Raw genomic sequence first — 22,152 nt, 5'->3', positions numbered from 1 at the left:
TTCGACGCTGAAACCTGTCTTGCGTGTTACGCTTCAACGGTTTTCCAATCTCAGCGTGGTACCTTTCAGGTTTTGCGGCGTGTTACGCTTCGCGTTTGGAAAGCCGGTGGTCTACAAAAACCCCCACTGCTAAACCAACAAGTGCCGGAGCAATCCAAGGCAAATGCAGCGGCCCCGCAGGTAGGTAATCCAACCAATCACGGAAACCCGCAAAGACTGCAAACTGCGTTGACCACAGGGCTTCAAATAAGGCCACTGACGCTGCTAAACCCGCAGTAGTCCGGTAAGACCAGTTGAATGGGAAGTCAAAGAATGCTTCCAAAAGGGTAACCACTACGATGGCTATAACCACCGGGTAAATCAACTGGTTCAGTGGTGCTACGAACCCCAAGATTGCGCTTAAACCCAGATTTGCCAAGATGTAAGAAACCAGCAGGTGTACCACCAGTACCTGAGTTTCACTAACGTGTGGAATCAGCTGAGAGAAGTACTTTACCGAAGCAGAAAGCAAACCAACCGTAGTGGTGAGGCAGGCTAGCAGCACAATAAAGCCAAACAGCACCTGACCGTAAGAACCAAAAATAGCGGTGGCAGCATTCGCTAGAACTTGAGCACCATTGGTTTCGCCCTCGATAACTGCGCGCTGCCCGACTTCTGCCAGGCCCACGTAAACCAGCGCCAATGCCAACCCAGCAACCACACCAGAAAGTGCTACCCCACCAAAAATCTGCTGGTCGTTAGTGTAGCCGCGACGGCGGAAAGCGTCGATCACAATCGCTCCGAAAACCAGGGAAGCAATCGCGTCCATCGTGAAATAGCCCTGCACCAAACCGGATGCTAGTGGCGCGGTTGCGAAATCTCCCGCCGGTTCAACGTTTACTACCGGTTGCACCCAGATAACGCCGATGATGAGAATGGTGAGCAGTGCTAGTAAAGCTGGGGTGAGCCACCCGCCGATAACCTGTGTCATTTTACCGGGGCGAATCGTCAGAATCGTTGCGAGGGTTAGGAAGAACAGCATGTACAGGGGAACCGTTACTACGGAATCCGCCATTGGCTTATTGATGAGCGTGAGTACTGGTTTCACTGCCATTTCGAAGCTGACGGTGGCTACACGAGGAATTGCGTAGAGCATACCGGTAGAGAGGAAAATGACGGAGGTAAATAGCAGTCCGGGGATTTTTCCGATGCGGCTGGCGATGCCGGTGATGCCTCCACTGGCGGTTGCTAACGCTAGTAGGGAAAGGACTGGCAGGACTACGGCGGTGAAGATTAGCCCGATCATGGCGGGAGTGAGGCTGTTTCCTGCTTCCGCGCCTAGCATGACTGGGAAGATGAGGTTGCCGGCTCCGAAGTAGAGGGCAAATAGTGCCAGCCCGATGACTAGGATTACCCGTGGGTTATGTTTTGGCATGCTCTTCCGATCTTATGTAAACCCGTTATAGAGCTCATTCTTAATATTTATTACGATTTTTGAGCATACCAAAGCTAACCGTAGTTTTCAGCGAACGTTCGCCATCCAAGTCAGAGTGTAATACGGGATACTGATTGTTTCCCCCGGCTGGTATCCCAAGTGTTCATACAGGTACCAGCGCAGGTTTTCCTGCATTTTTTCGCGGTTTTTCGCGGTTGATTTAAGGTAGGATGAACGGGTCCGCCCTAGTCCCAGCACCTGCTGTGGCGCCATTTCAACGCTGAAACGCGCTTGGTGGAGGCTGAATTCTGTAAACAGATTCACTGATTCGCCGGTTGGATATCCGGTTTTCGGATCATGGTAGGTGGTGGTCATGCGCGGGGGTTTGTCGTGCGAGTGAATATCTCCTGAACGCATGATGCGGCTGAGTCGTTGCACCCACGGTATTGTCACGTCCATTTGGTTGTAGAGGATTGCGATGTGGCCGCCGGGTTTGAGGATGCGTTTGGCTTCTTTAGCGGCGGCTTCGGGTTCTACCCAGTGCCAGCATTGCGCGTAGGTGATGACGTCTTGCGACTGGTTTGGCAGCCCGGTTTTTTCTGCGGTTCCGTCAAGGATTTCCCAGTTTTTCGGGTTGTTTGGGTGGGTTTGGGCGCGTAGGTAGGTGTCACATTGGGTGCGCATGGCGTGCGCGGGTTCCACGGCGGTTAGGTTTTTCACGAGGGCGGTCAGCTGTGCACTAAGTTTCCCGGTTCCAGCCCCAATATCTGCGACGGTAAGGGTTTGTGTGGTTAGAAGGTTTTGGTTTGGTCCTTGTAGTGCTGCTAGGACTGATTCGTATGGGTAGTCGGGACGCAGTGCCGAGTATTCGGCGGTGGCTTTTTCAAAAGCGTTTTCTGGTGCGTTTTCATCCCATACTGTTTCATTCATATTGTTGAGTTTACCGGTTTCGTCCTCCAGAAATTCGTTTTCTTTTCCCGAAGCGTAACTCTCCGATTCCTTTTTCTTTCCCCTGTTTTCTTTGAAGCGTAACTCACCTCAGGAAGTCCAGCTTCTTGAAAGCGTATGCAAAATAGCGGAGCGTAACACGCTGACTTGAGTGAGTCAGGAGTGTTACGCTCCGCTATTTTGGGGTTGTTCCCGGCGTGTTACGCTTCGGGGGTTAGGGTACTAGCGTCCGCGCCTTATGAGCGCTGGCGACGCTGGCGAATCGCAACCGCACCAGCCAAAGCTAGTAGAGTTGCTACGCCCATTACGCTAAGCGCATCCGCACCAGTGTTCGCTAGTCCCTTGGCACTGCCAGTTTCTTTGCCTGGGGTCTTAGGTTTAACCGGAACTACCGTATTTGGCTTCTGTTGGCCTGGGTTTTGCGTACCTGGTTCAGACTTTCCTGGTACTGGTTCGCCTGGCTTTTGGTCGTTTTTGCCGTCATCACCAGTGCCTGGCTGGTTGTCGCCAGAACCATTGTCTTCACCGGTTCCGTTGCCTTCTCCAGTACCTTCACCGGTTCCGGTGTTGTCTCCGGTTCCTGGGCTTGGTTGTGGGTTGGTGTCCGGAGGAGTTGGCTGCCCATTGCCGTCGTCTACCTGTGGCTTCGCGACTGCGCTTACTTCGAAGCGAGTTACGTCGGTGGTGCCGTCTGGGTAGGTGTAGGCAACATCGAAGATGCTGGTTTCACCGGTGGCTGCATTTGCTGGCGCGGTCACGGTTACGGCACCGAATTCTGGGTCGTTGGCTTCCACGGTGGCCATGCGGAAACGGAATCCGCTGGCGGTGAGGGCTGGTTGCACGCCGGCTGGCGCGTCCTGCCCAGCTACGGTTACGGTCCAGTTTTCTTTGATTTCCGAGGGCGCTACTACCGTCACTTTCGTTCCAACTGGAAGTAGTCCTGGTTCACGCTTTAGAGTCCAGGTGCTGTCTGCTTGCAGTTCGTGTTTTACGACTGGCTGGGTGGCACCTGTTTCCAGGGTTTCACCGGGATATGCTACCGGGTACTTCTGTTTGTGTGGTTGTGGTTTTGGTGGTTGTGGCGTTGGGTTATCTGGTGGGTTTGGACCTACCGGTGGTTCTGGATTAACGGGTGGGTTCGGGTCTACTGGTGGTTCCGGTGCTTTTTCCTTAGCTGGAACAGTTACCGTTACTTCACGTACCGCGGTGGAGCCATCTGGGAAAGTCCAGGTGACGGTTGCGGTAGTAGTCTTTTCTTCACCATTTCCTGTTGCGTCTACGCCTGGTTCCGTTGCGTTTACGGTGAGTGCACCGGTTGCAGCATCAGCAGTAACAGTCAATCCGGCTACTTCTGGCGCGCCGGTTACAGTAACTTGGGTTCCCGCTGGGATTTCAGTGGTTACCGTTGGGTTAGCAGGAACTGCTTCGCCGACAGTTGCCTTGACTGGCTGGTACTGTGGGTTGGTTTTCTCTGCTTGGTTTTCTGCTACTTTAACTACCGCGTTCAGAACGTCCTGGGACTTATCTGGGTAGGTTGCTTTCACTGGGACCTGTACGTCACCAGCTGGCACGTCTGCACCGGGGAATACGGTAATCACACCAGTTTCTGGGTTTACGTGCGCCCAGGTTGGGGCATCTTCACCCAGGGTGTAAACGATTCCCTTCGGCAGTGGATCAGTATCAGCTGCAGCGCTTGGAGCTTGTCCAGCTGCACCTGCTTTAGTCACGGTTCCGGCTGGGATTTCAGTGTTTCCCAGGGTTTCTGGGTAGACTCCGCGTGTTACGCTTTGGTCTGCGTAGACTGGCTGATGTTTCTCAGCCATGGTCTTTTGCTCTGCGTAAAGCACAGCGACGGTAAGTGCTGGGATAGTGACTTTACCGGATTCAGCTTCCCACTTAGTTTCCTTAACGCGTTCATCTGCGGTGGAGTTCTTTTGAATGTCATTGAGTTTGAACTCAATGCCCCGCAGGTTTTCGAAAGACCAGGAGGCGGTCTTAGTGTCAGCGTTAATGACTACCAGTACGTGGTCAAGTTTCTTATCCACGTCTTTACCTACGGTGTCATCAATGTGCATGGCAATCATGCCACCGTAGAAGTGAGCACCCTGGTTAGGGAACTTAACTTTTTCTTTGATGAGTTCGGTGCTTCCCAAGCGCATCAGCTCAGTATTCTTACGAAGCTTCAGCAGGTCTAGTGCCATGAAGTGGGATTTATCCAAGTCAGCTGGGGATGCTTTTAGTGCGGTGTTACGCAGCAGTGGTCGCATCTTGTTCCAGTTGTGGTTATCCTTTTCATTCTTCTCGTAGGAAGGTAGGCCCACACCAAAGTTGTGTTTTTGGCGTCCCCAGTCAATAGCGTTGAAGTGGTCACCCGCGTTGTAGGAGTCGCGGTCCAGCGACTTGGAACGCAGCAGGTCAGTACCCCCATGCCAGAAGGATGGAGACTGTCCCAGGGTAACGGTGGCTAACTGCAGGGTATTGTAGCGGACGCGGTCTGCCATGCTGGTGTTGACTGGGAGTTTTGCAACAGCCAGGTCGTACAGCGTGGAGTTGTCGTGAGCGTCAATGTAGTTGACGTTTTCTCCTGGCTCCAACGCGTAACCTGCCGCCCTACCGCCCTGTTTAATGTCCTTGCCGGTACGGTAGCCGTCAGTAGTTTCCCAACCGTATTCACGCAGATTGCCGGCCATACCAAGGCGGACCAGGTCAGCATTGCGTGAGAGTGCCCAGTAGTCAGCGTTGTTGCCTCCGTCTGGGTTCGGGTTGGTGAACTGTCCGGAGCCAAAACCCTGGCTGGTGTCAAAACCGTTGTGGTGTCCACCCATGACACCGTCACGCAGGCGGTCGTTGAAGGTACCAATATCGGTGCCATCCAACTGTCCTTGGGTTGCCTGAATGAAACGAGCATTGTCAGCGATTTCACCGAAGTTCCAACCTTCACCGTACATGTGGATGTTGGCACCGTTGATGCCGTCCTTTTCTAGGGTGAGTTCAGCTAATCCAGCCTTAATGGCTTTCATATTGTCGGCGGAGTGGTGGCCCATCAGGTCAAAACGGAAGCCACTGACCTTGTAGTCTCGCGCCCACATTTTCACGGTGTCTACCATGACTTTTTCCATCATGGCGTGTTCGGTTGCCAGGTTTTCACAGCAGGTGGAGGTTTCTACGCGCCCGTCATTGTTGAGACGGTGGTAGTAGCCTGGTACGACCTTGTCAAAGACGGCTTTCGCACTTTGACCTGATTCTGCCAGGTGGTTAAAGACTTGGTCGGCAACGAGTCGCAAACCGTTGTCCCCAGTGTTTGCCAGGGCAGCTACCATTTCACGGTATTCGAGGACTCGTCCGCGAGCGCTTGGATCGACTGCGTAGGAGCCTTCTGGTGCCTGGTAGTGGTATGGGTCGTAGCCCCAGTTGAACCCGTCTTCTCCGGCTACGGCGGCGACTGCTGCCTGTGGCTGTTCGGAAGCCGGGTCAGCGATTGGCTTTGTAATCTGTGGGATACTCTGCGTTTCGCGTGGTTCTGGGATGGTGGCAATGTCAAAGGTTGGCAGCAGGTGGATGCTGTTAATTCCAGCGTCCGCCAGGCGCTGCAGGTGTTGCATGCCGTTGGAGTTCTTTACGGTGAATGCCTTGTAGGTACCGCGAAACTTTTCTGGTACGGACTTGTCGGTGATTGAGAAGTCGCGCACGTGGAGTTCGTAGATGGTTTGGTCTACTGCTCGTGGTACTTCTGGGATGCGGAGGCTATCCCAGCCGGCTGGTTTTAACTCTGGGTCTTGGAGGTTGAGGATTACCGAGTGGGTGGATCCTGGGGTGAGACCGGTTGAGTATGGGTCAGTGGTGTAGTTCATTTCGACGCGGTCGAGGTTTGGTACAAATACTTCCACGGCGTACTTGTAGGCGCGGTTCTTCCAGTCTGCCTGGCCGGTGACTTCCCAGATGCCGGTGGCATCTGCGCGGGTCATGGCCAGTTCAGTTGGGTTTCCGGTGCCGGCTTCGTTGTCCCACAGCTGAAGTTTCACGTTTTTAGCGGTGGGTGCCCAGAGTTTCAGCGTTGGGTTTTCTCCGTTCCAAGAGACACCTAGGTGTTCTGGTTTTGCGGCGTTGGCGTAGAGGGTGTCCAGTACGCCGGGGATTTGCACGCGGGTGAGGCCAATGGCTTCGCCTCCGGCGCTGGTGAGGACTTTGAGGGAGCCACGCAGAACGGTGGCGCGGTCAAGTTCCGTTCCGGCTGGGATGCGGTAGATGGCGTGGCCGCGCAGGTGTGGCCATTTTTGGGCTTGGGCATTATCGAGGGCGCTTGGCTCTAGCTTCACCGTTTTAGTGGTGTGTTGTGGCTGTGAGCCGACTACGTTAATGCCGCCTGCGTCGTTAATGAGCAGGGTTGCTTCTACGTCAACGAGGCTGCGTCCGTCTAGCTGGTTGTAGGTGATTGCGAAGGTGTCTGCGTCAATCCATTGTGCGCGGGCTTCTTTTTCGCCGAGCAGGACTTTATTTACCTGTTCGACGTTGATGACGCCGTCTTTGAAGGTGATGCGCACGGTCTTATTTGGTTCGACGCGGACGAATCGGTTTCCGTCTGGACCGTGTGGGTCACCGTAGTTGGTGCCATTCCAGTCAAGGTTGTCTGCGATCTTGAACTGGTAGTCACCAGCTGGAATCTTGTCGGTTTCAAATACGTAGGTGCCGTCTGCTTCCTTCCGCATGAGGGTGACTAAACATTCTGGTTTCCAGTTTCCACAGCCGAGGGCGTCCCCGAAGTTACCTGGAATCGTGAATTCTGGGTGTTGCAGGTTGTTGAAGAAGTACTTGGTCTTTGGATCGAAGTAGAACTTCACTTTTTGTGGGCTGCCGGTCACGGTGAACTTAGAGTTATCTCCATTTAAGCCACCGACACCGTAGTTTTCTTTCCAGGTTCCAGCGAGGGCGATCTTGTATTGGTGGTCGCCTACTGGGATTTCTAGTTCTTTTACATACCAGCCAGAGACTGGGTCTTTATCCATTTGGATGGCGCGGCAGGCTGGGTCCCAGTCGCCGGAGGCTCCACCAGTACAGCCTAGTTCAGAGTTGAAGGTACCTGGGAGGGTTACGAAGTTGTTGTCTAATGCGTTTGGATCTACTTCTGAAGAAAGATCAACGCCAACTACGCCGAACCCGGAGTCTGCGACCTTCTTTCCGGCAGCGTCAACGGTTACTGCCCGGTATTCCAGCACTGTACCGGCTGGGTAGGAGGCTGGAATATCGTGGAATACGCGTGCATTGTCGCCGGTGTCTACGCCCAGGTGTTCCCATTCGGAAGTTCCCAGTTCGCGTACTGCGAAAGAGGTTTCGCTCCAGTGAGTGCCTGGAGTATTGGCGGTAATTTCAGCGGTTCCAGTTAGTTTCCCACCATTTGGCGTTACCTTAATTTCTGGTAGTTCACCTGCTGTGATTGGCTTAGTTGCCTGGTAGACCACTGCCCCGTAGGCGGGAATGGTGAGGGAAACTTGACCGTCATTGCGAGAGTTGACAGTTGGTGCAACGCCCTCGGAAGAAGAATAAATCTTGTTGAACTGTGCGTCACCTGTTAATGCAAACGGGGTAATAGTACGTGCTTCGCCCGCGTTGTTAAGCGCAACCAGGTATTCGACTTTCTGGTCACGGTCCACGCGAGAAAATGCGTAAACGCCCGTGCTGGTTTCATTCCAACGTTCCAGCTGCGCACCATTTCGTAACCCTGGGTGGGCGGCGCGGAGCTTACCAAGTTCGGCAATGTGACGGTACATGTAGGAGTTTTCATCAAACTGGTCGGTGGCGGCAATCTGTTTGCCATCTACCTTAACTTCACCTAGGAAGTCCGCAGTTTGTGTAGCGAACATGTCTTGGCGACTGTCCTTATCGCCGCCTTCACCTGCGAAGCCTTGTTCGTCACCATAGTAGACAACTGGCTGGCCGCGGGTCAGGTACATGAGGGAGTGCGCGAGCTGGGCTTTCGCTCCGGCGTTCGCGTCCTTACCGGCACCTACGAAGTAGCCGATACGCCCCATGTCGTGGTTGCCAAGGAAGGTTGGCAGGAATCCCGCGTTAGAGGTTGGGGTAGTGTAAAGGTCATCGGCGCGGTACATGGCGGAAAGATTTCTGCCACTAAAGTCAGCTCCATTTACCCACTCACGAGCTTTTGCTTGGAAGTCGAAGTCCAAAACGGCACTCATGTCGGTTTCACGTAAATATGGGGCCAGCAGACCTGCGTCAGCGTCATATACTTCACCGAAAGTGAAGAAATCTGACTTCCCCTTTGCCTGGGCGTAGTCGTTGATTTGCTTCGACCATTCCACCCAGAATTCTTTATTCACGTGTTTAACAGTGTCGATGCGGAAACCGTCCAGGCCGGTGTCTACCCACTTCTTGTAGATATCTACCATGCCTTTAACGACGTCTGGGTGTTCGGTCATTAAGTCATCGAGGCTGGCAAAGTCACCGTAGGTTACGGATTCGCCTTTCCAGAGGTTATCACCGCGGTGGTGGTAAAGGGTGAGGTCATTTAACCAAGCTGGTTTAAGGGTGTCTTTTTCGCTTTCCTTAATCCACTTTGGGGTGTATGGGAAGGATTTATTGACGTCCAGGGTTGGCCACTGCGACTTTGGTTTTCCAGCTAGTTTAGCCAGGTCGATGGGGGTTCCGTTAGCATCCTTATACGGGTAGTTTTCCAGAGGGCGGTAGGTCCGGTTGCCTTCCTTATAGTCCACCATGTCTGCCGTGTGGTTAACGATGATGTCGAAGTAGACTTTCATGCCGCGTGCGTGGGCTGCGTCAATGAGTGCTTTCAGGTCTTCGTTAGTGCCCAGGTGTGGGTCGATTTGTTCAAAGTCGGTAATCCAGTAGCCGTGGTAGCCTGCGGTTGCCTGGTCGCCTTCACCTTGTACTGGCTTGTTCTTCAGGGATGGAGACAGCCATACAGCGGTGATGCCCAGGTTTTGTAGGTAGTCGAGTTTTTCGGTGATGCCTTTAATATCGCCGCCGTGGTAGAAGGCTTTGTCGGTTGGGTCGTAGCCGTGTTCCAGCTTCGTTCCGGTTAAACCACCTTGGTTGTTGTCTTTGTCAGAGTCGTTGAAGCGGTCGGTGAGGACGAAGTAGAACTGTTGTCCGGCGCCGTTGTGGGTGGCGGGTTTCTGGATTAGTACTTGGTCGGTTGCTTCATCGTAGGCTCCGCCGAGGTCTGGTAGTTGGATACCGACTTTGCCGGTGCCTTCATCCAGGGTGAAGAGAATCTTCGTGTCTGCTTTGAGGACCAGGGGGATGTCTTTGCCTTCGTTTCCGAAGCTCTTATCCCAGGTGCCGTTGAGTGCTACCTTAAAGTTCCATTTACCTGCAGGGACATTTACTTCCAGCTGGTGTTTCGTTGCATTTGCTTGCATTCGGGTGTTGGTACAAGCTGGGTCCCAGTCTTTGGAGCAGCCGAATTCTTGCTGGAAGTCTCCGACCAGGAAGGCAGCGTTTCCAGCTGCGTGAACTGGCGTAATTCCGGGGGTTACGCTGAGTGTGAGGGTGATTAAACCTGCCAGGGTGGCTCCGCCGAGTCGGCGTCCCAGGGGTGCAGGTGGGGTGGTTTTATTTTTCATCGTGACCTAACTTTCCGATCATCATCGAGGGGAAAATCTAAACGAAAATTCGATTGAGTATAGCCCGCGTCACTAGTTCTTGGGAGGGGTTTAATCGAATCGTTATCTTCTTTTCTGAAAGCCACTTTTTGAGTCGAGTTTTTACTGCAGTTACTGAAAAGTTTTTGGGGTTTTTAAGTTGTTTCTTCGGGTTTTTTCGCGACCTCAGCGAGTTACGCTTCGGTTAAAAACGGGTCTAGGGTCCCGTTTTCTTCTAGTGCTTTCATCCTATTTTTTTACATCCGTTCATTTAGAAAACAGCCGTGTGCATAAAAACCCAGACGCTAGGCACCTACTTTTCCTTGCAAACACTGGCATGCTCTACAAAATTTGGACTCTCTGGTAGTTTTTAGCCATCCAAAATCACTTTCCCTGCATTTAACGGCAGAAGAGTGAGTAAAAAATCGTATATAAAAGGAAGTATCTTGCTAGCAACAATGACGTTTACGGCAGGTAGCCACCTGCTCGGTGGCTCCCTTTTCCTCTCCGCCATGGCGGGTCTGTTGCCTCTCCTAGTTTTCTTCGTACTGCTAGGCGCATTCGGCGTTAAGACCCACTGGTGTGCAATCATCTCCCTGGGTGTTTCCCTGCTGGTAGCTGTTCTTGGTTTCAAGATGCCAGTAACCTACGCTCTGCTGGCAGGTACCGAAGGTATCGCCCTGGGTCTGATGCCTATCCTCTACATCATCATCGCCGCAGTTTGGCTCTACAACCTGACTGAACGCTCCGGTCGTTCCGCAGACGTTCGTATGGCATTCAACCTAGTTGGTAAAGGCGACCAGCGTGTTCTGGCACTGCTGATCGGCTTCTCCTTCTGTGGTCTGCTGGAAGGTCTGGCTGGCTTCGGTGCTCCGGTTGCTATCGTGGCAGCTATCTTGGTTACCGTCGGCTTCGACCCTATCAAGGCAGCTATCCTCACCATCGTTGGTAACGCCATCAACGTGGGCTTCGGTGCAATCGCTATCCCAGTTACCACCCCAGCAACCTCCGTTGGTTTGGAACCAGCTACCGTAGCAGCTCAGATGGGTCACATTACCCCATTCATTGCGGCTTTCGTGCCAATGATTCTGCTGGTTATTGCTGACGGCATGCGTGGTCTGAAGCAGCTGTGGCCAGCAGCTCTGCTGGTTGGTGCAGTAACCGCTGGTTCTCACTACTGGGTAACTAACTTCTTCACCTACGAACTCACTGCCGTTATCGCTTCCCTGCTGGGCTTGGCTTCCATCGCCATCCTCATGCAGTTCTGGACCCCAACTACCCCAGACGACGTTAAGGCTGACAAGGCTGAGGGCCTCACCGCTTCTCGCGCAGCTTTAGGTCTGATGCCTTACTGGCTGGTGGTTATCGTCTTCGGTGTCGCCAAGCTGTGGAAGATTGGTGTTGACCTCCCAGCTCTGCTGAAGTCCACTGACTACAAGTTCGGCTGGCCAGGCTTGGACGGCAACCTGCTGACTGCCGCAGGCGAACCAGTTAAGGCAACCACCTTCACCCTGTCCACCCTGAATTCTCCTGGCACTCTGATTATTCTCACTGCCATCATCGTTTCCATTGTTTACGGAGCAACTTCTTCCGGTGGCAAGTACCCATTCTCCTTCGGTCAAGGTATGAAGCTGCTGCCAACCACTATCTACAACCTGCGTATCGCAATCCTGACGATTTCCACCATCATGGCACTGGCATTCGTAATGAACCTGTCCGGCCAGACTGGCGCAATCGGCCTGTGGATGGCTGGCGCGGGTACCGCATTCGTCTTCATCTCCCCAGTTCTGGGTTGGATTGGTACTGCGGTTACCGGTTCGGCAACTTCCGCTGGCGCACTGTTCGCTGGCCTGCAGAACACTGCGGCTATGCAGATTGGTGCTGACCCTAACCTGCTGGTTGGCGCTAACGCTATTGGTGGCGGTATCGGTAAGATCGTTTCCCCTCAGAACTTGGCTATCGCTTCCGGCGCTATCGGCAAGGAAGGCGCTGAACCTGAACTGTTGCGCAAGGCAGCTCCAATCTCCGCTGCTCTGCTGGTAGTTCTGTGTCTGATTGTGGGCCTGACCTCTACCCTGTCCTGATTTTTCCCGAGGGCGGTGCGGAAACCTTCACAATCCGCCCTCGGTCATATTCCTCTAAACCCAAAACAAACAGAAAGGAAAACGACTCGTGAAAATCGCACTTTTCGCAACGTGTATCTCCGACGTCATGTTTCCACAGGCTCCGCAGGCAACCGTACACTTGCTGCGTCGCCTCGGCCATGAAGTAGTCTTCCCAGAACAGCAAGGATGCTGTGGGCAGATGCACATCAACACCGGTTACTACCCAGAAGCAATGCCGCTGATCGAAAACCACGTACGTACTTTCGAACCAGTTCTGGATGGCGAATGGGATGCAATCGTTGTTCCATCCGGTTCTTGCACCGGCTCCCTGCGCCACCAGCAGGAAATCGTTGCTAAGCATGAAGGCAACGAACCACTGGCTCGTCGCGCTAAGGAAATCGCTGCTAAGACCTACGAACTCTCTGAGTTCCTGGTTAACGTGCTGGGCACCGACGATGTGGGCGCATATTTCCCACACCGCGTAACCTACCACCCAACCTGCCACTCCATGCGTATTGCTAAGGTGGGCGACGCTCCTTACCGTCTACTGAAGAACGTTGGCGGTATCGACTTCGTAGAACTCCCTGAAGAAGAATCCTGCTGCGGCTTCGGTGGTACCTTCTCTTTGAAGAACCCAGATGTTTCCACCGCAATGCTGGCTCAGAAGATGGCTAACGTAATCTCTACCAAGGCTGAAATCCTAGTTGCTGGCGATTACTCTTGTTTGATGCACATTGGTGGCGGCCTGTCCCGTAACCGTTCCGGCGTTCGCGTCATGCACCTCGCTGAAGTGCTGGCTCCAACCCAGGACGACCCATGGTTCCCACCAGAACACACTACTAAGGTAGGTGCCTAATGCTAAAGAATCCTTTTGCAAAGTCTGCATCCAAGCCAGTTCGCACTGAAGCTGAACTGGGCTGGTCTCCTGGCGCAGAAATCCCAGAAGATCCATTGCGTTGGGGTAAGTTCTTCACTGAGTCTGCTCGTGAACAGCTTCCTAAGACTCAGTTGCGTCGTAACATTCGCCGTGCAACCACTGCGATTCGTAACAAGCGCGCACTGCGTGTAGCGGAAATGCCAGACTGGGAGAACCTGCGTGAATCTGCTTCTGCAATTAAGCAGAAGGTGCAGGCAAATATGCCAGAGTTGCTGGAACAGCTGGAAAAGAACATCACCGAACGTGGTGGTATTGTCCACTGGGCTCGCGACGCTAAGGAAGCCTGTGAAATCGTTCACGAACTGCTAGTTGAAAAGGGCGTAGACGAAGCCGTTAAGGTTAAATCTATGGTTACCCAGGAAATCAACTTGAACGAATACCTGCTGAAGCGCGGTATCTCCCTGTGGGAAACTGACTTGGCAGAACTTATTGTTCAGCTCGGTGAAGATATGCCTTCCCACATCGTGGTTCCTGCACTGCACCGTAACCGCGCCGAAGTTCGTGCTATTTTCCAGGCTAAGATGCCTTCAGTACCAGAGAACCTGACTACTGAACCACGTACCCTCACCATGGCTGCTCGCGCCCACCTGCGTAAGAAGTTCCTGACTTCTCCAGTAGCTATTTCCGGTGCAAACATGGCGGTAGCTGAATCCGGTACCCTGTATGTTTACGAATCTGAAGGTAATGGTCGTATGTGTCTGACCCTGCCTCAGACTCTGATTACCATCATGGGTATCGAAAAGCTGATTCCTACCTACCAAGATTTGGAAGTCTTCGCACAGTTGCTGGGTCGTTCCGCAACTGGTGAACGTATGAACCCATACACTTCTGGCTGGACTGGTGTTACCCCTGGTGACGGCCCACAGGAATTCCACTTGATTTTGCTGGATAACGGCCGTACTAAGGTTTTGGCTGACCCAGTTGGTCACGAAGCTCTGTCCTGTATCCGCTGTGGTGCTTGCTTGAACATCTGTCCTGTTTACGAACAGGTCGGTGGCCACGCTTACAACTCTGTTTACCCAGGTCCAATCGGTATCTGTTTGACTCCTCAGCTGAAGGAAGCAACTGACCACCACGACCCAGATTCCACCCTACCATTCGCATGTTCTCTGTGTAATGCTTGTGCAGATGCCTGCCCTGCTCACATTGACCTGCCAGGTATTATCGTGGACCGTCGTCGTGCTTACCAGGACGCTAACCGTGGTGGCATTCCAAACCTGTGGGATGTTTCCATGAAGGCTGCTTCCGTGGTGATGAGCTCCGGTAAGAATATGGAGTTGGCTGGTAAGGCTGCTACCAAGGGTCGTTTCTTGGGTGGTAAGTCTAAGCGCATTGGTCATATTCCACTGCCTATCGCAAGCATTTGGACTGCTGCACACGATGTTCCTGCTCCACCAGCTAAGACCTTCCGTCAGTGGTGGCAGGAAGAAGGTAAGGATCTTGGAAAGGAAGCACACTGATGTCTAACCGTAGTGTTAAGGACGCACAGGCCAAGGCAGAGATCCTTCGCCGCGTGAAGCATGCTTTGAACCAGAGCAAGGTTGAAGATATTGAAGTTCCTCGCGAATACATTTCTTCTTCTGAACATGCTGCTGGCTCTGACCATGTGCTGGATGTTTTTGAAGGCGCTTTGGTTGATTACAAGGCACACGTACTGCGCACCAAGGCTGATGGTATTCCAGCTGCCGTTAAGGAAGCTTTGGAAGGTTGCTCTTCCGTAGTTGTTCCTGAGGGCTTGGATAAGGAGTGGCTGTCTGCTCTGAAAGGTGTTGACGTTCGCGTTGACCTGCCAGACGCACAGCTGACTCACGAAGAGTTGGATAACACTGACGCTGTTGTTACTTACTCTCGTTGTTCTGTCAGCCATACCGGCACCATCATTTTGGATGGTGAACCAGATCAGGGTCGCCGTGCGATTACTTTGGTTCCAGACCGTCACGTGGTAGTGGTGGATGCGGACACCGTTTATCCTACTGTTCCTCAAGCGGTAGAGATTTTGAAGTCAAACCCGCAGCGTCCAACTACTTGGATTGCGGGTCCGTCTGCGACTTCTGACATCGAGCTGATTCGTGTTGATGGGGTCCACGGACCACGTACTCTGTGGGTTATTATCGTCACCAAGTAATATAGTGTAAATAAAATGTGTCTGGTGAGAGTCGTAAGACTTTCGCCAGACACATTTTATATTTGCCTGGTGCGTGAGCTTTAGACTTTCGAAGCGTAACACTCTGTTTTGACTACATTTACACTGTTATCGCTTTCCCTCTTACTGTCATTGCTGGGCATACTGCTGCAGTGGTATTACAAAAGTAACCAGAATGTACTCAATACAAAGTCATGGTGATTTCACCGAACCTAACCTGGAACCAGGTTCCTTCAAAAATTTGGATGGTATTTGCTCGAACTCGCGTAATTTCTAAACCACACACAACTAAGAACGGCACACTGTTAGTGCCTGTTCCTCCTCACACGGGCAGCCTTTTGGTTTGAATGTATTGAATGGTTCTGCTGCCATATTTATGTGGCGTTTTATTCCGAGATTGCTTATTCGTTTTGGTTTATTAACTTACGTACGATGAATATCGTTCGTTTGTCTGAAAAGTAGTTTGTTTTCCCGAGGGCGTTTGATCTGGTCTTTTAGACTGGTGAAAACGCCCTCGGGTATTTTTATGCCCTGGTTTTTCGGTTTTTTAAGTTAATCTGTTGTTATGGATCTTGATGCTTTTGTTGCTACTCACCAGTCAACTTGGGAAGAGTTGGATTATCTGTCGCGCCAGCATTCTTTGACGGCTGCTGAAGCTGACCGTTTGGTGAAGTTGTATCAGCAGACGGCGACGCATTTGTCGACGTTGCGTTCACAGGCTCCTGATCCTACTTTGGTGATGTCACTGTCGTCGATTGTGGCTCGGTCGCGGCGGCGTTTGGGGACTTCTTCGGAGTCTTTTTTCGCGTCGATTAAGTATTTCTTTGTTTCGTCTTTCCCAGCTGAATTATATTTGATGCGTAAGTGGTGGCTGGGCACTATGGCTGTTTCTTACCTATTTGCGTTCATCGTGGCTTTGTGGATTTATTTCCATCCGGAGTTACATGATTTGATTGGCTCTCCAGCGCAGATTAAGCAGCTGGTGAATCATGATTTTGAGGCTTACTATTCTGAGTACGCGCATTCTCATTTTGCGGCTTCTGTGTGGGTGAATAATGCTTGGGTTTCGGCACAGGCGATTGTTTTTGGTGTCTCTGGCGTGCATGTTGTTTACGTTTTGTTTAACAATATGTTGAGTTTGGGCGTAAATGCTGCTTTGATGACTTACTACGGTAAGGGAACTTTGTTCTGGGGTTTGATTTTGCCTCATGGTTTGTTAGAGCTGACTGCTGTATTCGTTGCTTGTGGAGCAGGTTTCCGATTGTTCTGGTCGTGGGTTTCTCCGGGGCCGATGCGCCCCTTTGAGAATTTTGCGCGAGTGGGGCGTTCAGTTATGACGATTGTTTTAGGTTTGATCGCGGTTTTAGCGGTGGCTGGGTTTATTGAGGGTTTTGTGACTCCGTCTGGTTTACCTACTTTTGTGCGCGTCGGTATTGGCGTTTTGGCTTTAACTGGTTTCCTTTTGTATTCACTGGTGTTAGGCCGACAGCAGGCGTTGGCTGGGGCTGATGGTGATGTATTGGATTGGCAGAAGGCTGAGCAGAGTATTGCGGTTGAGTAGCTTTTAGTTTTGTTGGGGCTATCAGGGTTTTCCCTGATAGCCCCTTTTAAGTGTTACAGGTTACACTTAGGTTAGTCTTACTGTATTCAAGTTAGGAAACCTCATGAAACCGCATACTACTCGTAATACTGTTTTCCAGGTATTAAAGCTGATTTTTTGGGCGATTATTGCTGCTTCTATGGTGAAGTTTGCTTTCTTCCCGACGCAGGAAACTGCTGAGGAACTACACCCGCAGGGGGTTTTCGAGCTGCCGACTGTAACTGCAGAGATTGGCGATATTGAGAACTCGATTGATTTGAATGCGACGATTCTGCGGGATGAATCTAAGCCGGTTAAGTCTACTGAGTCTGGTGAGATTGAAACGATTTACGTAGCTGATGGTACTGCTGTGCAGCAGGGGGCACCGATTCTGCAGGTCGTTAAGAAGACGATGAAGGAAGTCCAGGGCCAGCCTACTAAGGATGAGGAAGGCAATGTTGTTCCCGGTGAAGCAGAGCAGGTTGAGGTGAAGTCTTGGCATGATATTTATGCGCCGGCTTCTGGCACTTTGCGTTTGGATGCTTTGGTTGGTCAGCAGGTTGAGATTGGTTCTTCGGTGGGTTCGATTGTGCCAGCGACTTTCCATGCGCAGGTTTCAGTTAATCCTGAACAGTTGTATTCTCTGGAGGGCATTCCGAATGTAGCGACTGTTTCCATTAAGGATGGTCCCGCTCCGTTTGAGTGTACTGGCTTGCAGACGATTACTTCTTCTGCTTCTGCTCCAGCTAAGGAGGGTGAGCAGGCGAGTGCTTCGGGTCCGCAGTTGCGTTGCGCGATTCCTGCTAACCAGAAGGTTTTTGATGGTGTGAAGGCGAGCCTGCGGATTGCGGGTAGTTCTGCGACGGGTGTTTTGACGGTGCCGACTTCCGCGGTTGAGGGTCGTTTCCGTGAGGGTTTCGTTTATTTCCCTTCCGAGGACGGTAAGTCGAAGCCTAAGAAGCAGACTGTGAAGCTGGGTATTACTGATGGTAAGTTCATTCAGATTCTGGAGGGCTTGCAGGAAGGCGATACTGTCCTTGAGTTTGCTCCGTCTAATAAAGATGATCAGAATAAGCAGGGTTCTGATGAAGGTTTCGGAAAATGAGCAGTTTGCTTGAGCTTAAGGATGTTACGCGCACCGTTGCACTTCCCAATGGATCTTTTCTAGAGATCTTAAAAGGTGTAAATTTATCGGTTTCTGAGGGCGAGCGCGTAGCAATTGTCGGTCAGTCTGGTACTGGTAAGTCTACTTTGCTTAATATCATTGGGATGCTGGATTTACCTGATTCTGGTAGTTATTTTTTCAACGGTCAGGATGTGGCATCTACTTCTGAGAGTTCTCGCGCAACTTTGCGCGGTGATTCTTTCGGTTTCGTTTTCCAGCAATTCAATTTGTTTATGACGCGCTCAGCTCTGAGTAACGTTGAGGTGCCTTTGCTTTATGCTAGTGATTTACGCTTGTTGAAACGCCATGCGTTAGCGGCAGAAATGCTAGATCGAGTGGGGCTGGGGGATCGTTTAGATTCTATGCCAAGCGAGTTTTCTGGCGGTGAACAGCAGCGCGTAGCAATCGCACGCGCGTTGGTACGTAGGCCTAAAGTAATTCTTGCGGACGAACCTACGGGTGCGTTGGATTTAAATACTGGCAAGCTAGTTATGGAGTTACTAGAAGAGGTTGCTGCTGAACAGAATGCTGCTCTAATAGTGATTACTCACGATATGAGTGTAGCTGCCCGCGCTAACACAGTGTATGAGATTATCGACGGACGTTTACATAGGGTTACTGCTGAGTCTGCGTTAAACCAGTTGGAATCTTCTCAACTATCTGAGGTAGTTGATGAGGCAGACAATGTTGCTCCTGTAGCTGCAGTTATTGAGGGGGTCGCTGATGCAGAAGCCTAACTTTAAGTCTTTTAACCCACTTTCCGTGTGGGGAGCGATTATTGAGGCTTGGGAAGAGCTGATTATCAATAAGGGACGCGTGATACTGTCTCTTACTGGCGTAGCTGCAGCTGTTTGGGCGATGGCTACTGTTATTGCTTTAGGTGGCATTATTTCTGATGTGCAGGAAAAAACTTTTGCTCAGTGGAATGGCCGTTCGGGCACGGTTCGCGTGTTCGCACAGCCGGGTGGTTCAGAGGAAACATCTGGACCCGAGGGCGGCGGTGTTTTTGCTGATGAGTTTTCGGAACCGTCTTTCTCTGAGCCTACTTCAGAGCTTACGAATTTGCGTGATATTAATGGGCAGGTGATTGATCCTTTCGCTGACGCGGCTTTACGTACTGTCGATTTATTGAAGTCTAACTACTGGAGCAGAGAAGTTAATGTTTGGGGCGTGAGGATTCAGGCTCCGAATATGCTTGAGTGTGTTGAGCGCCATGGCGAATGCGCCGAACAGAGTCCAAGTTTTTATGGAATCGACCCTGGTTATGTGAAGATTTTTTCACATGAACTTTTACTAGGTCGTTTTTTAAATGAGCGGGACGCTCAGCTTCAGATGAATCCAGTGGTTGTGAATGAAATTGTTTGGGAGCTTATGAATAAGCCCGATTTAAATTCTTTCCCTCGTTTTCGTTTAGGTGCGGACCAGAACATTTCCTACACGGTAGTTGGTGTAATTAAGTCTAAAACTGAGTGGGATCAACCAATGATCTACACAAACTATGAGACTTTCATGGCTTCTTTGCCGGATGAATTACTAGCCCAAACTGCGGGTCGAACTCTTCTTGTGGTTGCTCCTGAGGGTAAACAGAAGCAAGCTACTGAAGCGATTGTTGCGACTTTAAAGGGGCAGCTAGGGCCAAAGTGGACTATTAATGACCAGGATAATGGTTTCGATGGTCTTGGAAATTTGGAAAATGCAGTCACAGGCATTATCGCTGCTATCGGTGGTGTTGTGATTGCTTTGGGTGCACTGGGGTTACTCACTGTTTCTATCGTTACAGTGCGTTTTCGCGTTCGTGAAATCGGTATTCGCCGTGCGATGGGCGCGTCAGCTAAACGTATTTTCCTCTCAGTTTTCATGGAATCTGTGGTGGCAACTACGGTGGCTGGTTTCATCGGTGTGATTTTGTCGATTCTCACTATCCGCATTTCTCCACTGATTTCTTGGATGCAGGTTCCGGTGGATATTAATTCTCTGGCGTATCCTATGCAGGCTGCGTTACTGGGTGTGTTAATCGCTGCAGGTGTGGGTGCGTTGGCAGGTATTATTCCCGCAACTATCGCAGTTCGTGTTAAACCGATTGATGCGATTCGTTTCTAGGTTCATGGTCTGAGAGATAGAAGATGGGTGGAACTTCGCGTAGACGATTCCTGCAGCTGTTGGGTACGGGGATTGTGGCTGGCACGATTGGGGGTGGCGCTTCCTACTGGTATCACTTAAAAAACCAGGTGCCTCCTGTCGCGAAGCGTAACACACCGAAACTATTTACACCTACGCCAGCGCCCTCCCCTGCTCCATCACCTGTAGCTCCAGTTAGTAACGTGAATGCTGAACTGGTTCAACAAGTGATTTCTAACCACGCCGGCAGAGTCCCTGTAGCGTTTGGTCTTGACTTACCGGGGATTTTGCAGCGTAAGGAAAGTTCACATGCGTTCCTTACCTTGGACTTATGCGGTGGTCCAAATGGGGCGAATCTGGATACTGATTTAATTGCGTTCTTACGTGAAAAGCAGGTGCCGGCGACTATTTTTGTGAATAACCGGTGGTTGCAGGCTAACCCAGAGCTTTTTATGGATTTAACCGCTGATAGCTTGTTTCTGATTGCTAATCACGGTACGGCTCATGCACCGGTTACAGTGAATGGTCGAGACGCGTATGGCATTGCGGGAACCGCTGATGCTTCTGCAGCGGCGCATGAGGTTGCTGATAATCATTTGGCATTATTTGCTTTAACCGGTCACGATCCGCAGTTTTTCCGTTCTGGAACGGCACATTATGACGAGGTCGGTATTTCTATTGTTACTGCACTGCAGGAAGTCCCTGTGGGATTCAGTGTGAATGCTGACGGTGGAGCAACTTTTAACGTGGAGCAGATTGTTTTGGAAATGAGCACAGTTGTAGCTGGCGATATTATTATTGCTCACGCTAATCAGCCGGGTGGTTCTACCGCTGAAGGGCTGCGAATTGGGGTAACTGAAGCACTTTCTCGCGGAGTGTCTTTCGCTCGTTTGGATGAAGCGTAACTCTCCGCCCTCGGAAAAATAATCTTTGTAAAGTAAGGTACTTCTATGCCAGGGACAGGTAATGGCTACTAATTCCTCCGAATCATATGACTCTCCGATTTCGCATAACGAGTCACGCAGCTGGTTTTGGCGTGGCAACAGTCGTTCAAGAGTTTCTAACGGCTCTGCAATTTCTGGCCCTGCCATCCGAAACGACCAGACTTTAGATGACATTTACCAGCCAGCTCCCTCAACGTCAGTTCTCCCTGCACCTAGTGATCTAAAGACACCTGTTCCAACTAAACCTGCTACCACTGATGTAAAAACTTCAAAACCGGCAATTTCTTTGGGGCGACGACTTTTCTTTAAAACTATCATCGTACTTGCGGGGGCAACTTACGGTGGCGTAAAAATCTATAAAAACGCTACGCCACCTGATTATGATTTGTCTTACGGGCAAGTAAAGTCCCCGAGTTTTTTCAAAAAGTTACCGCTTGATTCACGATTAGATGAAGCGGTCATTGAGGAAGCTTTAGAAAAAGCCGCTCAGATTGAAGTTCATAGTTTTAACCAAAATCTTGACTACGTTTTTAACCATCAGGGTAAGAAAAGCACCTACCTAACTTTTGATTTAGGTGCGCACACGGGCTTTGAAGTTGACTGGAGTTTGCTTGATTTCCTCAGCGAACAGCTTATTCCGGCTACGGTTTTCGTTTCTTTAGAAGTTTCGTCGAATCACCCGGATACTCTCGATTTGTTAAACACGTATCCTAATATCACGCTTGGTAATGGTTGCGGGTTTGTTCCCCGTCCTTTGGCAACTGAAGGACAGCAGTTCAACGGGGTGGCTGCGGCTACGTCCGCAGAGCAATTAGTTAAAGAAGATATTGTTCCGAACTACAACAAGCTCTATGAACTTACCCTTTTTGCGCCGCGTTTCCTGCGTCCTGCAATTCCAGTGTTTGACGAGCGAGCAACGAATCTTGTTTACTACCTGCGTTCCATTCCAATTGGGTACTCGGTGGATATACTTCACAGCTCATCTAATGAAGTTCATGAAGTATTTAAGACTATTGGAGCGCGCGATATTGTCCGCGCCAGCCTCACTCACGGCAGAGAGTATTCTGAAGAGCTAAAGCGTGAACTTTTGGCTTCTATGGGCCGCGGAATACTGTGGTCGCGCTTATTCGCTCAGGAATAAGCAAGCTACTGATTTTAGGCTTCGCGAATAAACGATTTCGGG

At 51.1% G+C, this 22,152-nt stretch carries 13 protein-coding genes; 10 read left to right on the top strand and 3 right to left on the bottom strand.

Annotated features, from left to right (window positions below; all coding sequences use genetic code 11):
• Positions 1–82 precede the first annotated feature (82 nt).
• From brnQ to pulA, 3 genes are all read right to left on the bottom strand, one after another.
• Positions 83–1,414, bottom strand: a complete 1,332-nt coding sequence (gene brnQ / locus HMPREF0044_RS04450; protein ID WP_006546925.1) for a branched-chain amino acid transport system II carrier protein — start codon at positions 1,412–1,414, stop codon at positions 83–85.
• 87 nt (positions 1,415–1,501) lie between these two features.
• A complete protein-coding gene (locus HMPREF0044_RS04445) occupies positions 1,502–2,344 on the bottom strand; it encodes a class I SAM-dependent methyltransferase (RefSeq protein ID WP_006546924.1) in 843 nt (280 codons plus the stop codon).
• A 254-nt stretch (positions 2,345–2,598) separates the two neighbouring features.
• Positions 2,599–9,960, bottom strand: a complete 7,362-nt coding sequence (gene pulA / locus HMPREF0044_RS04440; protein ID WP_006546923.1) for a pullulanase-type alpha-1,6-glucosidase — start codon at positions 9,958–9,960, stop codon at positions 2,599–2,601.
• A gap of 476 nt (positions 9,961–10,436) precedes the next feature.
• Between pulA and HMPREF0044_RS04435 the strand changes: the two genes are divergently transcribed.
• From HMPREF0044_RS04435 to HMPREF0044_RS04390, 10 genes are all read left to right on the top strand, one after another.
• Positions 10,437–12,062: an L-lactate permease gene (locus HMPREF0044_RS04435; protein WP_040312971.1), complete on the top strand. Its 1,626-nt coding sequence runs from the start codon at positions 10,437–10,439 to the stop codon at positions 12,060–12,062.
• 88 nt (positions 12,063–12,150) lie between these two features.
• Positions 12,151–12,939: a (Fe-S)-binding protein gene (locus HMPREF0044_RS04430; protein ID WP_006546921.1), complete on the top strand. Its 789-nt coding sequence runs from the start codon at positions 12,151–12,153 to the stop codon at positions 12,937–12,939.
• Complete coding sequence (locus HMPREF0044_RS04425) at positions 12,939–14,480, top strand: lactate utilization protein B (protein WP_006546920.1); 1,542 nt, start codon at positions 12,939–12,941, stop codon at positions 14,478–14,480. Before HMPREF0044_RS04430 ends, HMPREF0044_RS04425 begins: the two co-directional genes overlap by 1 nt.
• Positions 14,480–15,145: a LutC/YkgG family protein gene (locus tag HMPREF0044_RS04420; protein ID WP_006546919.1), complete on the top strand. Its 666-nt coding sequence runs from the start codon at positions 14,480–14,482 to the stop codon at positions 15,143–15,145. Before HMPREF0044_RS04425 ends, HMPREF0044_RS04420 begins: the two co-directional genes overlap by 1 nt.
• 583 nt (positions 15,146–15,728) lie before the next feature.
• A complete protein-coding gene (locus tag HMPREF0044_RS04415) occupies positions 15,729–16,724 on the top strand; it encodes a stage II sporulation protein M (RefSeq protein WP_006546917.1) in 996 nt (331 codons plus the stop codon).
• Between the two features lie 103 nt (positions 16,725–16,827).
• The gene (locus tag HMPREF0044_RS04410) at positions 16,828–17,847 is read left to right on the top strand and encodes an efflux RND transporter periplasmic adaptor subunit (RefSeq protein ID WP_006546916.1); all 1,020 of its coding nucleotides are present in this window, start codon (positions 16,828–16,830) and stop codon (positions 17,845–17,847) included.
• Complete coding sequence (locus HMPREF0044_RS04405) at positions 17,844–18,644, top strand: ABC transporter ATP-binding protein (RefSeq protein ID WP_006546915.1); 801 nt, start codon at positions 17,844–17,846, stop codon at positions 18,642–18,644. The genes HMPREF0044_RS04410 and HMPREF0044_RS04405 overlap by 4 nt, the downstream gene beginning before the upstream one ends.
• Positions 18,631–20,007: an ABC transporter permease gene (locus HMPREF0044_RS04400; protein ID WP_006546914.1), complete on the top strand. Its 1,377-nt coding sequence runs from the start codon at positions 18,631–18,633 to the stop codon at positions 20,005–20,007. Before HMPREF0044_RS04405 ends, HMPREF0044_RS04400 begins: the two co-directional genes overlap by 14 nt.
• Before the next feature lie 23 nt (positions 20,008–20,030).
• Positions 20,031–20,930, top strand: coding sequence for a polysaccharide deacetylase family protein (locus HMPREF0044_RS04395; RefSeq protein ID WP_006546913.1), 900 nt, complete (start codon positions 20,031–20,033; stop codon positions 20,928–20,930).
• Between the two features lie 61 nt (positions 20,931–20,991).
• Positions 20,992–22,110 (top strand): polysaccharide deacetylase family protein, encoded by a 1,119-nt coding sequence (locus HMPREF0044_RS04390; protein ID WP_040312968.1) that lies wholly within the window; start codon positions 20,992–20,994, stop codon positions 22,108–22,110.
• The last annotated feature ends 42 nt before the right edge of the window (positions 22,111–22,152 follow it).

It is taken from the genome of Gleimia coleocanis DSM 15436 (genome assembly GCF_000159015.1).
Lineage (GTDB): Bacteria > Actinomycetota > Actinomycetes > Actinomycetales > Actinomycetaceae > Gleimia > Gleimia coleocanis.
Note: the sequence above shows the minus strand (reverse complement) of the source record. Positions and strands in the feature narration are given on the sequence as shown.